Source organism: Psychrobacter sp. TB55-MNA-CIBAN-0194, from assembly GCF_040309505.1.
GTDB classification, from domain to species: Bacteria; Pseudomonadota; Gammaproteobacteria; order Pseudomonadales; family Moraxellaceae; genus Psychrobacter; species Psychrobacter fozii.
In genome coordinates this window covers 164,031-179,803 of record NZ_JBEOOW010000007.1, presented here as the reverse complement: position 1 = coordinate 179,803, position 15,773 = coordinate 164,031, and the positions used below count along the sequence as shown (strand labels likewise).

The 15,773-nt window shown below is 43.7% G+C and carries 11 protein-coding genes; 6 read left to right on the top strand and 5 right to left on the bottom strand.

What is annotated here, in order from left to right; genetic code table 11:
• Positions 1 to 379: 379 nt before the first annotated feature.
• The 3 genes from AAEY75_RS10150 to AAEY75_RS10140 form a co-directional block, all read right to left on the bottom strand.
• Positions 380 to 1,846 (bottom strand): protein adenylyltransferase SelO, encoded by a 1,467-nt coding sequence (locus AAEY75_RS10150; RefSeq protein ID WP_352259512.1) that lies wholly within the window; start codon positions 1,844 to 1,846, stop codon positions 380 to 382.
• 182 nt (positions 1,847 to 2,028) lie between these two features.
• Positions 2,029 to 3,207, bottom strand: a complete 1,179-nt coding sequence (locus tag AAEY75_RS10145) for an acyl-CoA desaturase (RefSeq protein WP_352259524.1) — start codon at positions 3,205 to 3,207, stop codon at positions 2,029 to 2,031.
• A gap of 433 nt (positions 3,208 to 3,640) precedes the next feature.
• Positions 3,641 to 4,372, bottom strand: a complete 732-nt coding sequence (locus AAEY75_RS10140) for a glycerophosphodiester phosphodiesterase (protein WP_197217478.1) — start codon at positions 4,370 to 4,372, stop codon at positions 3,641 to 3,643.
• Between the two features lie 362 nt (positions 4,373 to 4,734).
• Between AAEY75_RS10140 and AAEY75_RS10135 the strand changes: the two genes are divergently transcribed.
• Positions 4,735 to 5,649, top strand: a complete 915-nt coding sequence (locus AAEY75_RS10135; protein ID WP_197217477.1) for a hypothetical protein — start codon at positions 4,735 to 4,737, stop codon at positions 5,647 to 5,649.
• A 101-nt stretch (positions 5,650 to 5,750) separates the two neighbouring features.
• Here the strand turns inward: AAEY75_RS10135 and AAEY75_RS10130 are convergent, their stop codons facing one another.
• A complete protein-coding gene (locus AAEY75_RS10130) occupies positions 5,751 to 6,347 on the bottom strand; it encodes a cob(I)yrinic acid a,c-diamide adenosyltransferase (protein ID WP_194196722.1) in 597 nt (198 codons plus the stop codon).
• A 215-nt stretch (positions 6,348 to 6,562) separates the two neighbouring features.
• On the opposite strand from AAEY75_RS10130, the gene cysS reads away from it, so the two are divergent.
• From cysS to pdxH, 5 genes are all read left to right on the top strand, one after another.
• Positions 6,563 to 8,023, top strand: a complete 1,461-nt coding sequence (cysS, locus tag AAEY75_RS10125; protein WP_352259511.1) for a cysteine--tRNA ligase — start codon at positions 6,563 to 6,565, stop codon at positions 8,021 to 8,023.
• Positions 8,024 to 8,175: 152 nt separating this feature from the next.
• On the top strand, positions 8,176 to 10,227 hold the full coding sequence (locus AAEY75_RS10120; protein ID WP_227687440.1) for a mechanosensitive ion channel family protein: 2,052 nt from the start codon (positions 8,176 to 8,178) through the stop codon (positions 10,225 to 10,227).
• A 395-nt stretch (positions 10,228 to 10,622) separates the two neighbouring features.
• Positions 10,623 to 12,095, top strand: coding sequence for an IMP dehydrogenase (guaB, locus tag AAEY75_RS10115; RefSeq protein ID WP_110923730.1), 1,473 nt, complete (start codon positions 10,623 to 10,625; stop codon positions 12,093 to 12,095).
• Between the two features lie 197 nt (positions 12,096 to 12,292).
• Complete coding sequence (glmM, locus tag AAEY75_RS10110) at positions 12,293 to 13,675, top strand: phosphoglucosamine mutase (RefSeq protein WP_110923731.1); 1,383 nt, start codon at positions 12,293 to 12,295, stop codon at positions 13,673 to 13,675.
• A 52-nt stretch (positions 13,676 to 13,727) separates the two neighbouring features.
• Positions 13,728 to 14,372, top strand: a complete 645-nt coding sequence (gene pdxH / locus AAEY75_RS10105) for a pyridoxamine 5'-phosphate oxidase (protein WP_197217581.1) — start codon at positions 13,728 to 13,730, stop codon at positions 14,370 to 14,372.
• Between the two features lie 104 nt (positions 14,373 to 14,476).
• Here pdxH and AAEY75_RS10100 read toward each other — a convergent pair whose 3' ends face one another.
• Positions 14,477 to 15,739 carry an HlyD family secretion protein gene (locus tag AAEY75_RS10100; protein ID WP_201550975.1) on the bottom strand — a complete coding sequence of 421 codons (1,263 nt, stop codon included), beginning with the start codon at positions 15,737 to 15,739 and terminating at the stop codon, positions 14,477 to 14,479.
• Positions 15,740 to 15,773: the final 34 nt, after the last annotated feature.

The window sequence follows — 15,773 nt, the reverse complement described above, 5'->3', positions numbered from 1 at the left end:
CGATTAAAGACAAGCTTAAAAATGTAATTTAGTAAAACCATCATTCTAGCACTATTGACAATTCACGCCTAGTCAACAGCCGTGAATTGTCGGAACAATATAATAAAATGATATTCATTATTTATCTCATTGATGATGCCAAAAAACAGAGCCAAATACCAACCTTAACCCCATAATGTTTCAAAATATTACAGAATGATAGACTCGGGTATGTCCTCATTTTAAAAATGGAGATCAAAATGAGATAAATTGCCATCAAACGAGAAAAATAGCTGGTTAATATCGAGATATTAACCAGCTATTTGACGATGTTTGGCAAAATTTAGCCGTTTTTAGCCCAGTTAGATGACTATCATTTGAATTGAAGACATGCCCTAAATTAAGATGAGCAACTAATCGGCTCTTGTGGCGTATGAGGAAGAGGGGGTGCAATATCCAAATCGATGGCGATATCTTGTACATGATAAGGCTTGGTCAATAACTCAAACACTCGATTGACTTCTTCAAACTGACCTTGTTCGGCTGCCGTGATGGCACGCTGTGCCATACTATTACGCAATATATAAACAGGGTTATTGGTTGTCATCTCGTTGATGACTTGCTCAAGTGGCAGTTGCTGTATCTGAGCCGCATAACGTGTCGACCATGCTTGCCATACTTGTGTTGCCTCATCGTTAAGCTCATCAGTCATGGTCGCCAGTAGCTGCTGCTCATATGGATGAGCGCTTGGTGCGACTAATCCCAGTAGCGCGCGAAAGCTATTGGTATAATCAAGCAAGTTATCTTCTAATAACGTTAACCACTCAAAAGCCAATCTCAGACTGTCAGACTCGTGCGGCAACCCAAGTTTACGGCACAGTCCTTGCTGATAATGCTGCATAAAGGTCGCCTCATAAGGCGCTAAACAATCGGCTAATGCCTCCCGAGTGACACCCTCTAGACGCATAAAGTGTGGTAACCAAGCATTGAGATTCCAATGACCGATAGCAGGCTGGTTTTGATAAGCGTATCGACCTGTGTGGTCAGAGTGGTTGTTGATCCAAGCAGGGTTGAATCGTTCCATGAAGCCAAAAGGCCCAAAGTCTAAGGTGCTACCTGTAATAGATAAGTTGTCTGTATTCATAACACCATGAGCAAAGCCAATCAATTGCCAGTCAGCAATCATCCGTGCGGTACGCTCAACCACGGCGGTCAAAAATGCCAATATAGGTTTTTCGCTATCGCGGCACTCTGGATAATAAGTGTCGATCATATAGTCGGTGAATTCAGCGAGTAAATCAGGGGCAAAACTGGTGATCCATTCGATATGACCGAGTCGAATATGACTATCAGCCACGCGCATCAACGCCGCACCAGCTTCTATGCGCTCACGACGTACTCTGGTATCGGAGACCACAAATCCTAAAGCGTTAGAGGAGGAAATACCCAATTGCGTAAGCGCATGACCACATAAATATTCACGAATAGTACTGCGCAGTACAGCGCGTCCATCGCCCATCCGTGAGTAAGGCGTGAGACCAGCGCCTTTTAGATGTAAGTCTTGCGGTTGATTATTACTATCGATTACTTGCGCCATCAATAGGCCACGACCATCACCCAATTGTCCTGCCCACTGTCCAAACTGGTGACCAGCATAAGCCATAGCCAACGGTTGAAACTCAGCTGGTACGTATTGACCACCGAGTATCTCAACCCAACGAGTCATCAAGCCATCATCTTCTGACCAGCCCAATTGCTGTGCAACTTGTGTATTGAAATGACCCGCACGTGGATTATCTAATGCCGTTGGCGATTGCTCATGATAGAGGCGTGTGTCTAGGTTGACATAGGTATTTTGATAACGCATATGAGCCGTTCCCATTTGAATATCAGAGTAAAGGGATTACTATAACATAGCCGTCATATGACATCGTGTCGCTCTGTCCATCTCTTGTAATACTAAAGAAAAAAATCCCCCTATCCATGACGGATAGAGGGAAGGAGAAGCTTTGCAATTATCAAAATAAATCAGCGCTATATTATAGGTAATTAAGCTGCTTTTTTACTCATACCAATAGAGCGAAACGCCGTTTTTAGATTGCTATTATGCTCAAGTATTTTTTGCTCAATCTTGGCATAGTCATGCTTTAGCTTATCATCAACTTCATGCAATCGATCAGCATATTCTGTCTTTTTCAACTCAATTGTTTGAGCTTTCAGTGCTTGCCATTCTTCGACAGTTTGTATAAATGCATCGTATTCAAACTTAATACGATCTTGGAAGCTCTTCATCGCATGAGGAAGATCAAGGCCAGTACTGGCTACCGTATCAATCTGCTGTTGGGCGGCCTTGAACTGCATTTGTACTTCGGCATGCTTGATAGTGGTGTCATCAACAGTACGTAGCTCACTGGTTAAGCCTAGCTTTGATAGGCCAGCAATCAACCATTTAGTTGGATCATACTGCCACCATTTTACGCCATTACGATAATCGTATTGGAAGAAGTGATGGTAGTTATGATAACCCTCACCCCACGTAAAGATAGCTAAGAAGAAGTTATCACGAGCAGTATTGGTATCAGTATAAGGACGGCTACCAAACATATGACATAACGAGTTGATGAAGAAGGTAAAGTGGTGCGTCAGCACCAGACGTAGTAAGCCTACGATGACCAAAGTACCCCAAACATCACCCAATAACCAACCGATCGCGGCGACTGCACCGATGTTCAATGCCGCAACCCATAAACCGTAATATTTATGCTGAATTTGCAGCGTTCTATCTTTGGTTAGGTCAGGGATATTTTTATAGTCAAATTTACCACTAGGATAATTGCGTAGCATCCAGCCCATGTGACTGAAGAAAAAGCCACGCTTTGCTGAGTACGGATCTTCTAAGCGATCATCGACATGACGATGATGCGTACGGTGACCAGAAACCCAATCAAACGCTGAACCTTGTACGGCAAAGGTGGAACCTAGCAATAAAAAGTTTTTGACAATCGGGTGTGCTTTATAAGCACGATGCGATAGCAGGCGATGATAACCAGCAGTAATACTGATACCTGTCCATACCATAAAGACACCAAATACACCCCAAACTGGCGCGCTAACTTCATGAGTCAACAGATACCATGGCGTAATGATAGCAGCAGCAATAGGCGTGGCTACTAATATAGACGCTGGAATCCAATTGATTGGCGCTTTTGTAAACTCAAACTCACGCATATCAATGCTGCTATCTTCAGGAGCATCAATTTGAACGGCAGTGTCAGCGTAGTTGCGCTTTGCAACTGGCTGCTCATTAAGCAAGTTACTCTCATCAAAACGCGTTTTAAAACGTGTGACTTGAGTGCTGGCAGCTTTCACAAGAGTATCACCAGATCTGATAGCGAAACGTAAGCCTTTCAGCGGTAAGCCAAGTGCTTTTTTTGCAATCATATAATATCCCTAACGGTATTAATTTAAGTCTCTATAGTACCTTAAAAATCTAACAAAGTGAACACTTATACACTATAAAAATATTGCTAAATAACAACAACTTGTATGGATTATAGAATGTATTGGTAGAAATAACCTGTGACTTATCAGGCATTAAGGAGAAGTGTAAGCAACACTAAAAATATGTAGGTTTTTTGAATGAACGAAATAAGAAATAGATTTATGAGTTTAGTAATAAATGGCTTGGAAAATCAGTAATAATGACATCGGTTTGCCATTTTATCAGCTGTTCAATCATATCCGTGTCATTGACCGTCCAAGCGCTTACGGGTAGGCCGTAACGGTGGCTACGTTCAATGACAGATTGGTTAATTAGAGGATAGTAAATACCTAACTGGCCACAGCCAAGTTGTAGCGCAGTATTGGTTGCGGTTGTCAGCGCTTGAGGCGTATCAATTAACAGGCCGCGCGGTATATGCATTAATAGCTTGCTGCGTTGCAGTCGAGCATGCAATTCCATATCAAAACTGGTTAGTGCAATAGGAAGATTGGCAAATGGGCTATCAATTAAATTATGTGTCAACGCTCTCATTAATTTGGGGTAATCGGTGCGGCTATGTGTCTTAATCTCAAGCTCAATGTGCGTAAAGCTACTCAGCAAAGGCGCCATACTGGCTAATGGGATGATTTGATGTTCAAACTGTCGTTGGCGTTGAATTTCTACCATACTTAACTGATCAATGCGTGACTGCTGACGACACATCCGTGCCAAGTCATCATCATGAAACACTACTAAATGACCATCAGCGCTCAGTTGTACATCAAACTCCACTCCTGTTAAACCATGAGCATTTAGACGTTGAGCATGCTGAAATCCCATAAAGGTGTTTTCTAATGCTTCGCCACGAGCGCCTCGATGACCGAGTAAGCGAGTGTTCTTTATATTTATCATTATTTATATGATCTGCTGTTTTTATGAGCAATCATATAGCCTCATATAAGCAGCGTCTAATAAAATTTGTAAAACAGACAGTTGATAGTTTTTTCTCTTTTGTTTGCCAGCGGTAATAATTTAAAAAAGCACTTACATGGAGTTCATAGGCATGTATTTGTTATGTTTTTGCAACCAAGTGTAGGTTTTACCCATTATGTGGGGCGTTATTTGTATATCCATGGGCTACACTAATGACCATTTCATCCAAACACCGTATAATAATCTGGTTTTCAGACCTATGGCAGCTAGAGTTGCGGTTTGAACATCAATCACTGTCCTTCAGTGGCGGTACGAATTAGTAAATTGGGAGCAGAATCAATATGAGCGTAGCAAATAAGAGTTTAAGCAAGTGGCAGAAAGTCGCTGGAATCGGTATCGTATGTAGTTTGGCGCTTGCAGGCTGTGATCGCTCAGAGAAAGAAGACAGCACTGAGGCAGCAGAGCTCACAGAACAGGATTCGACCGCTACTGAAAACACGTCAGCCACTGCCGTTAGCTGTGATGATCCAATGGTACAAGATCGTCTCAAATCGGCTCTAAAGAATACGCTCAATCAGCAAGCGCAAACGCTGGCTGCCAACTACGCAAACGATGCTCAGATCAATCTTGCTAGCGGTGCTATCACGGATAAAATGAGCGGTATTGTGATTGATGTACAGAACGCAGCGGTATTGCAACAAGCCAATGCAAATGGTATGACGACTTGTCAGGCAAGCGTTAGCATGACGCTACCAAGTGCAGATTTGTATCAGGCTAGTCAAGTACAAGCGGCCAATAATCAGCCAAGCTTGCAGTCACGTTTAGCACAAAACAACATTCGTATTAATAACAACATGCTCGTTGATGACGCTTTCACTTATGTCGTAGGCACTCAAGGTGGCCAGGTACGTACACGTATCGCCGGACAACCAGCATTAATGACCATCGTTGCTGATGTAATGGCAGGCTCTGTGTTCCAGTCAGCAGTGGAAAGCCAACGCGCTGCTACTCAGGAAAACAACAGTCAGCCAGCACAAATTCGTGAGCCTAGAGCAGTAACGCCGGTTGAGCCGACTCGTCCTGCTGAACCTGCGACGCCGCCAACCATCAATAAGCCAGCAGAAAGTCAGAGCAGTCCAGCAGCGAACAATCAAACGGCTACGTCTGAGCCTAAAACGCCAGCAAAACCAAAAGAAGTACCTAAAGATGAATCTATTGATATGATAATCATCGAAGACAGCACTGCTACTTACTAATCAGTTAGCTAGCCTAAATAAATGATTAGATGATAAGCACAAAAAAAGCCCGCAGCGTTAAGGTTGCGGGCTTTTCTTTATATTTTAATAATCACGTACCGCTATTTTTTCTCAGCAAAATCTTTTAATACCTGACTGTCCCATAGTACTTCAGAGACTTGCTTGGGGTCGGTACAAAAACGAGCAGCGACAAACAACCAGTCAGACAAGCGATTGATAAAGCTTACTGCGGTGCGGCGAATGGCTTCTGGACGCTGCTGTTGTAATAGCACTGCTTGACGCTCAGCACGGCGACACACACTACGCGCGACATGTAATTGGCTAACCAATACGGAACCTGTCGGTAAGATAAAATCTTTTAGCGGTGGCAAGGTGGTATTCATGGCATCAATCTGTTGCTCTAACCATTCAATATGAGTGGCATTGACCCCTTCATATTCTGGCATAGCCAGTTCACCACCGATATTGAATAGTAAGTGCTGAATAATGATTAAGCCTTCAGAAAATTCCTTTGCGATAGATTGGCCTTTATTGCGTTGTAACTGGGCGCGCACCAGACCAATGTGTGAGTTAAGCTCGTCAATATCACCCATGACGTTGAATATGTCATCAGCTTTACTGAGACGGCTACCATCTGCCATACCTGTGCTGCCGTCATCTCCAGTACGTGTGTATATTTTACTCAAGCGATTGCCCATATCTAAATCCTTAATCATTTTTGTGATGGAATAGTGTTAGTTGCGCGCTCATTGTAGTATTTTATGACTGTTTTCGCTAAGATAATGGGTTAAGTTTTATATCACGGTCGTTATATTTATGACGACAGTGGTTTATATTGCCTGTTAATCAAACGCAGGCAATGTTTTTACTTTTTATTTAATCAATTTTATTTATATTAAAAGGCTTTTTTACTATGACCACACCACTTGCCGATGCGATGTCTCAGCTTGCGATTTATGACTCATTGACTGGCGGAAAACGCCAGTTCGTACCACTCAAAGCAGGGCAAGTAGGCATGTATGTGTGCGGTATGACCGTTTATGATTATTGTCACATTGGTCATGCGCGAGTGATGGTCGGATTTGATATGGCGGTACGCTGGCTGGCACAATTGGGCTATAACGTTAACTATGTGCGTAATATTACGGATATCGATGACAAAATTATCGCGCGTGCTAGCGAAAATGGCGAAGAGATTGGTACGCTGACGCAGCGTTTTATCGAAGCCATGCATGAAGATGCGAGGGCGCTTGGATGCCAGATGCCAGACGCTGAACCGCGTGCGACGGATCATATTGATGAGATGCAGCAAATGATTGGAACGCTGGTCACAGGCGACTATGCGTACGCTGGCGACAATGGTGATGTTTACTACGCTGTCGATAGCTTTGCCGATTATGGCAAATTATCCAAGCGCAACCTCGATGATATGCAGGCGGGCTCACGCGTCGATGTCGAAAATGACAAGCGCAATCCGTTTGATTTTGTACTATGGAAATCCGCAAAGCCTAATGAGCCGCAGTGGGCGTCACCATGGGGACAAGGACGACCAGGCTGGCATATTGAATGCTCTGCGATGTCGACTAAATGCCTAGGTAGCACCTTTGATATTCATGGCGGTGGTCACGACTTACAGTTCCCGCATCACGAAAACGAAATTGCTCAGTCTGAAGCTGCAACTGGCTGCGAGTATGCACGCAACTGGATGCACGTTGGATTTATTAACGTCGATGGCGAAAAAATGTCTAAATCGTTGGGTAATTTTTTTACCATTCGCGATGTAATGGCAAAGTACCTACCTGAAACAGTGCGGTTTTTCTTATTATCAAGTCATTATCGCAGCCAAGTCAATTTCTCGGACAGTGCATTAGACGAAGCACATAATAGCCTAAGCAGGCTCTATAACGTTCTAAAATTGGCAGAACAGTTAAAGGGTGAGACGCTCATAATTGATGAAGCGTTGACTACTGAAGCCTACAGTAGTGAAGCTGGGCAAGATTTTATCAAAGCGATGAATGATGATTTTAATAGCTCAACCGCAATCAGTGTCTTGTTTGGGCTGGCACGTGACATCACCAAAGCCATTAAAGCTGAAGAGTTAGACACCGCATGGCAGTCAGCTCAGCAATTAAAGGCATTGGCGCAAGTGCTCAATATTCTACAGCAGCCAGTACAGCAATTCTTGCAAGCTGTGATTGGTGAACAGGCAGATGATGGTTTAACGGATGCGGCTATCGATGGTTTAATCATTGAACGTGCAGAGTCTAAAGCCAACAAAAACTTTGCCCGTGCTGATGAGATACGTGAACAATTAAAAGAAGCTGGTATTGAGCTCGAAGACAGCCGTGCTGGTACGACATGGCGCCGCGCTTAAAGTAATTGTGTTACAGAATACCCATACAGATAGTCATAAATTAAGTCAGCTTTAAGCTGGCTTTTTTTGTAGACTTAACAAAATATAAGAATCATCTTCATGAAGGACAGCCTTTGTATGCGACTCTCACATAAATTACTGGCCGTTAATCTATGAATACCCTCAAAAATCGAGCTGCTAGTAGCCATAGTATAGCCACTGATGTGTTTGCTAATACTGATGTCAGTATGGATGTCAATAAGCGTAATAATGCCGCGTCTGACGTGAAGGTTTATAACCTGCGGTCATTGCTACTCGCTTTTTTTATTCTTGTGATTAGCGCTGTTTGCCTACCTGTTAGTGCAGCAATTAATGACAATGCGCAGGCTGCAAGCGAACAAGGCGCAAGTGAGCAAGATAGCGCCCAGTCATCAAGCACACCTGACAATCTCGCTGAATATGCTTCTCAAAAAGTCAATGATATGAGAGAGGATAGTGTTGGTCTCTCTGGTGTAGTAGAAGAAATATTTGACCCTACTGAGCGTAGTGCGGTCGAACAGGCAGGCAGGCTACAAGGGGACTCAGCACTGACAGGAGAGTATAGTGAGAGCTACTACATACTCGATAAGCTGAATGTCGGACTGCCACCATTGTCTGAGCCACCCAATTTAGAAACGCCGCTTGCAGCCTTAGAGTTTTTTCAATCAGCAGTAATGAAGCAGCAGTACGATTTGGCCGCTTATGCGTTAAATATGAACTTGATTGATGAGAAAAGCCAACGTGGCCGTGCGCTTGATCTGACAAAGCGACTGGACTTTCTATTATCTGAAAAAGAGCTGTACGTGTTCGACGACATGCCAGATCGTCCCGACGGTCTGATTGAGCCACCACTTGGTAATACTAGCAGTGTCATGGGCATTGCTAGACGCTCTCTTCAGCTTGGATACATTGATTATCGAGAGCGCCGTGTTCCTATCTATTTGCAGCGAGTGCGAGTAGGTGAGGGAGCGCCTATTTGGGTGTTTTCTGCGCAGACGGTTGGCAATATTGATAATCTCTATGAGCAATATCATCCCGCTGAGTTTGAACGTTATTTGCCTATTTGGTTAAAAATAAAGACATTCGGGATTGCGCTATGGGAGTTTTCAGCGCTCATACTGTTTTTCTTATTAACCATGAGTGTGGGCTGGCTACTCAGTAAAGGCACTGAAAAAATCATCAATCATTATATCGATGATGAAAAGTACAGCATGTATGTTGGTAGCACCAATGGCGTAGCAGATTTGGTTAATAAACTGACGGTACCTTTGACCTTTACGATCAGTTTTTCACTCGTTTTCACCTTAGTTTCTGGCGGTTTTCCTTACCTAGATGCAGTTGCCTCATCCACTCGTCCCCTTATTTGGATTGGACTGGTATTCAGTACCATGTGGTTAGGTATTCGCATTATTAACTTCTTTGCCAACCGTTATCAAGACATGCAGATTGAGAATTTGGCTGAAGAGCATTTCGATAAGGAGCGTCGCCGCCGTACTTATGTCTCGATATTCCGCCGTGTCTTTATCTTTGTTATGATTTTGGGGAGCTTTTGGATAGGACTTAGTGAGTTTGCCAATATGGAAGGCCTTGGTAAGACCTTATTGACTTCAGCAGGCATCGCAGGTGTGGTCATTGGTATCGCCGCCCAGCCAATATTGGGTAATATTATCGCAGGGGTACAAGTGGCAGTAACTCAGCCAGTACGGATTGGCGATAGTGTGATAATGGATGGCAATTTTAGCACCGTTGAAGACTTGCGTTACACTTATGCGGTACTAAAAACATGGGATGAGCGTCGATTAATTGTGCCAATGCGTGAATTGATCACTGATAGGGTGGAGAACTGGTCACATACAGAAGTACATCAGACCTGTCCTGTTTTCTTATATATTGATTATGGTGCAGATATTGACGCTATTCGTCAGCAGTTTATCTCGATGGTCAAAGACAACAAGCTTTGGGATAACAAAACGGAGCCTGAAATATTTGTCGTGGAGGTGACAGAAAACACCATTCAACTGCGCGGTGCTGTTTCAGCGGTAGGTCCTATAGAAGCATGGACGTTAGCCTGTGAGATACGTGAGCAGATGCTAGGTTACTTGTATAAGCAGCAAAATAAGTATCTACCGACAGAGCGTTTTACTTTAACAGAAAGCCAATCTAGTCAATCCTCTGTAAAAGAGTGACCACGTTAACCTTGTTTGAAGTATCACATATATATCTTCACTGGGTTTCCTTGATTCTCTTTTGAACTAAATCAATTATAGTTACAAAAGAGAGCTATAAGCCGTAAAAGAAAGTTATTGGTATCAAAATAGAGCCACTAACCATGCAAAGCATGACCGTCATCGACATAGACTTACTTGTGTAAAACAAACTGACAAATATAGCATGCGATTCGTCTCATTATTTGTTATAATATGGCGTTATTTTTAAGGGATAAATAAGTGGTTAAGCGTAAGACTGCACTATATTTGTGCAAACTTATGATCCGTCAATCACTTGCAGTTTTCGAGCGTTTTGTTTCGCTGGTTTATTGCTAAAATCCCACCCATCAAAATAACCACCACTAGGGGTCTGTATGTTGCGAATTGTCGATGAAGCCTTAACCTTTGATGACGTTTTATTGTTGCCAGCCTATTCTGAAGTCTTGCCAAAAACTGCCGATCTTTCTACCCGTTTGACCAAAAACATTACGCTAAATCTACCGCTAATCTCTGCGGCTATGGATACGGTCACTGAGTCTGAAATGGCCATCACTATGGCACAGCTTGGTGGCATGGGTATCTTGCACAAGAGCATGGATATCGCCAAGCAAGCCACACAAGTACGCCGCGTCAAAAAGTTTGAAGCGGGTACAGTCGTTGATCCTATCACTGTGCATCCAGAGATGACCATCGGTGAATTACTACGCTTGACTCAAGACAATAATATCTCAGGTGTACCTGTCGTAGAGAAAGGTACGGATAAAGTTGTTGGTATTGTCACGCATCGTGACTGGCGTTTTGAAACCAATCTGTCATTACCAGTTAGCCAAATCATGACACCAAAAGGTCAGCTAGTCACGGTACATGAAGGTGAGAGCAACGAAAATATCAAACGTTTGCTACATGAACACCGTATCGAAAAAGTGATCGTTATTGATGATGATTTCCGCCTAAAAGGTCTTATCACCGTTAATGATTTTGCAAAAGCTGAAAACAATCCAAATGCTTGTAAAGATGAGCAAGGCCGTCTTCGTGTTGGCGCTGCTGTTGGTACTGGTGCAGATACTCAAGCGCGTGTTGAAGCATTGGTTGCAGCAGACGTCGATATTATCGTTGTTGATACCGCACATGGTCACTCAAAAGGCGTGATTGATAAAGTTGCTTGGATCAAAAAGCACTATCCAAATGTACAAGTCATCGGTGGCAATATTGCAACAGGCGATGCAGCACTTGCGTTACGTGACGCAGGCGCCGATGCCGTGAAAGTAGGTATTGGCCCTGGTTCTATCTGTACCACGCGTATCATTGCAGGTATTGGTGTGCCACAAATCTCAGCGATTGATAACGTCGCTAGTGCATTAAAAGACAGCATTCCATTGATTGCTGATGGTGGTATTCGCTATTCAGGTGATATGGCCAAAGCCATCGCCGCTGGTGCCTCGTGCATCATGGTAGGCTCGTTGATGGCGGGTACAGAAGAAGCGCCAGGTGAAGTTGAATTGTTCCAAGGTCGTTACTACAAAGCTTACCGCGGTATGGGTAGTCTTGGTGCGATGTCAGGCTCAAACGGCTCGTCAGACCGTTACTTCCAAGATGCTAAAGATGGTGTGGAAAAACTGGTACCAGAAGGTATCGAAGGCCGTGTTCCTTATAAAGGCCCAGTCGCTGGTATCGTCAATCAGTTGGTTGGCGGTTTACGCTCATCAATGGGTTATACGGGCTCTGCAACCATCGAAGATATGCGTACCAATCCACAGTTTATTAAAGTGACGTCGGCAGGTATGAAAGAGTCGCATGTTCATGATGTTCAAATCACTAAAGAAGCACCAAACTATCGAGTAAGTTAGGTAGTTTTTGACAACTTTGTGTTACGTTAGCGAAAGCTGGTTTGCAGAGCTACCTTGACTTTGAGATAAAAACGGCCAACAATACCTTGTTATTGTTGGCTGTTTTTTTTGTAACATACATAAACAGATTATTATAATAGTATTATCGCCTGCGTACACGTTGGGCCTTTAATTTTTAGACTTGGAGAGCATATATAATGAGCTACTTTGGCACTGATGGTATCCGTGGAAAGTTTGGTGAGTTGCCGATTACGCCTGATTTTATTTTGAAGTTAGGCTATGTCACTGGTCAGGTATTGATAGAGAACAATGACAATCCTGCGCGTAGACCTAGTGTGGTCATCGGTAAAGATACTCGTCTTTCAGGCTACGTTATCGAAGGGGCGTTGCAAGCAGGATTTAACGCCGCTGGTGTCGATGTTCATATGCTTGGCCCATTACCAACGCCTGCCATTGCTCATTTAACTCGTAGTTTTAACGCTGATGCGGGCGTAGTGATTTCTGCATCACACAATCCTTATTATGATAACGGTATCAAACTGTTTTCAGGGGATGGCAAAAAGCTGACTGATGAGATGCAAAATGCTATTAACGATAAGCTAAAAATTATTATGAGTATCGGTGGCAATGTTAGTGATAATAACAATGATTTGGTCATGCCTATTCTTGATCCAGCACAGTTGGGTAAAAATAATCGAATCAACGATGCCAAAGGTCGCTATATCGAATTCTGTAAAGGCAGCTTTCCTTATCAGTATGATTTGAGCCATCTGACAGTTGTCGTAGATTGTGCCAATGGTGCAGGCTACAGTGTGGCACCAAGAGTTATGCGTGAATTGGGCGCTAACGTGATTGCCATCAACAATACACCAGACGGACTCAACATCAATGCTGATTGTGGTTCTACTCATCCTGAGGGCTTACAAAAAGCAGTAGTTGAGCACGAGGCAGATGTTGGTATCGCATTAGACGGTGATGGTGATCGTATTGTGATGGTCGATGAGGCTGGTAATCTGGTCGACGGTGATGGCATCTTATATGTGCTTGCTACCCAAGGTCAGTCCAAGGCTAAAGGCGTGGTTGGTACACTCATGAGTAACATGGGCTTAGAGCTAGCACTAAAAGCAGATGGCATTGCATTTACGCGTGCCAAAGTAGGCGATCGCTACGTGATGCATGAGCTTGAAGCGAATGGTTGGATATTGGGTGGTGAGCCATCTGGCCACATTTTATGCTTAGATAAGAGCCGTACTGGCGATGCTATCATTGCAGGCTTACAAGTACTGGCTGTGATGCAAGCACGTGGGCGCGCGCTCAGTGATCTCGTCGAGGGGTTTGAAGTGTTGCCACAAAAACTGGTCAACGTGCGTCTGTCACAAATGCAAGATCCGTTTGAGCATGAGGAATTGGTTACCGCTTTTGAGAAAGCGCAGGCTACTTTAGAAGGTAGAGGCCGTCTACTGATTCGTCAGTCAGGAACTGAGCCTATGATTCGAGTGATGGTCGAATCAGATGATGAAATAGAATGTGATGTGCTCGCAAATGACTTGGCTGATCATATCAAAGCCGTATTGGGTTAAGATCAGTTCATATAATAAGGCAACAATATTAAAATAAGGAATGACCATGAGTATGGATTTTACCGATCAACGTCTGTCATATGAAAAGGGCGCGCTTGATCAACAGTCAGTACCTACATCACCATTTGAGTTGTTAAATACTTGGATGAATGAAGCGATAGAGCAGAAAGTGCAAGAGCCGTATGCGATGAGTTTGGCTACTTGCGGTGCTGATAATAAGCCTAGCGTACGTATCGTGCTCATGCGTGAAGTTACAGATACTGGTATTGTCTTTTATACCAATTACGAAAGCGCTAAAGGACAAGATATTGCCGAGAATCCTAATGCTGAAGTGCTGTTTTTTTGGCATGAGCTTGAGCGTCAAATCCGTATCAGTGGCAGCATTGCTAAGATAGATGCTCAAAAATCTGCAGCTTATTTCCAAAAGCGTCCACACGATAGTCAGGTGGGTGCATGGGTTAGCCAGCCACAGAGTGGTGAAGTTGCTGATCGTAAAGTAATGGAACAAAGTTTTGAGCAACTACAAGCAGATTATCCAGAAGACACTCAAGTGCCAACGCCAGTCTTTTGGGGTGGCTATGAGATTACGGTCAATGAGATTGAGTTTTGGCAAGGCCGTGCTAACCGTATGCATGACCGCATTGTATATACTCAAGAAAATGGCGATAGTTGGAATACCAAACGCTTATTGCCATAACTGATGTGGCGATAATAAAAAGCCCCGCTAGCAGTTGTTATAAACAACTTACTAGCGGGGCTTTTTCGCACTTATAGCAAGTGTCGAATAGTAAATGTGAGAATTTACTTTGCTTCAGTATCCACATCGACAGAAACTGACATACCAGGTCGCAGTTTGGCCAGTTCCGGTTGGTTTTCATCTAAATCGATACGTACCGGAATCCGCTGAGCAATTTTAATATAGTTGCCAGTAGTCGGGTTTGCTGCTGATGAACTAAACTCACTGCCCGTTGCTGGCGAGATATTATTGATACGTCCATGAAACTTAGCACCACCCAGTGCATCCACATGGATGGTCGCAGGTTCGCCTATTGTCATATTCGCGATTTGTGTTTCTTTGAAGTTGGCAATAATCCACACGCCCTTCGGTACGATATACATGAGCTGTGTACCAGCACTAACGTATTGTCCTGATTTTACACTGACTTGGCTTAATTGACCTGACTCGGGAGCTGTGATAATAGTATTGTCCAAATTGATTTTGGCTTGCTTGGCACCGGCTTCAGCATTTTGGATATTGGCATCAAGTGATGAGCGGCTACCGCTGGTTTTTTTGCTAGCTTGCTGTGCAGCTTGTAGGTTGGCTTCAGCCTGTTGTACGCCTGCCTGCGCTTGGGCAAGTTCTGCTTTGGTATGTGCTACCTCCGCTTTTGAGACTGCACCAATAGCATCCAGTCCTTGATAGCGTTTGACATCTTCGCGTGCACTATCAACACTGACTTTCGCGCTGTATAAATCGGCTTCACGCGCTTCTATCTGAGCTTGGCTAGACTGAGTGTCTTGCGCATTACTGGATCGATTGGTTAACGCCACTTCGATATTGGCCTGTGCTTGTTCAAGCTGCTGCTGAAAAGTGCGATCGTCTATCTTTACCAGTAGGTCACCTGCTTTCACATTAGCAAAATCCTCTACGGCAACATCGGTCACGTAGCCAGATACTTGTGAGCTGATAATGGTTGTTTGACCTTTTACAAAGGCATTATTGGTTTGCTGTACCGTTGGGGTAAAAGGCGGCAGTTTCCAAGCATAAAGAATCAGAAATACACCAATTATGATGAGGACAATAAAAACCCCTATATTAAAAAACGTTTTTTTCTTAGGGTTCCATCCTGAAGCAGAAGGAATAGGCTCGGTTGGTGGCATGGGTGTTTCATTATCAGCGCCACTCTCCATTACTTTTTCTGCAACTTGGGTCTCGTTGTCTTGAGCACTTGCTGTCTCACCAGTATTAGAAGATAAGTCATTAGAAGATAGGTTGTTAGAAGACAGGCTGTCGGCTGGCGTCTGAGTTTTTTGGTCAGGGTCATTGGATTTTTCTTGGCTCATGACGCGCTCCTAAGTGTTTGGATTAATATGATAG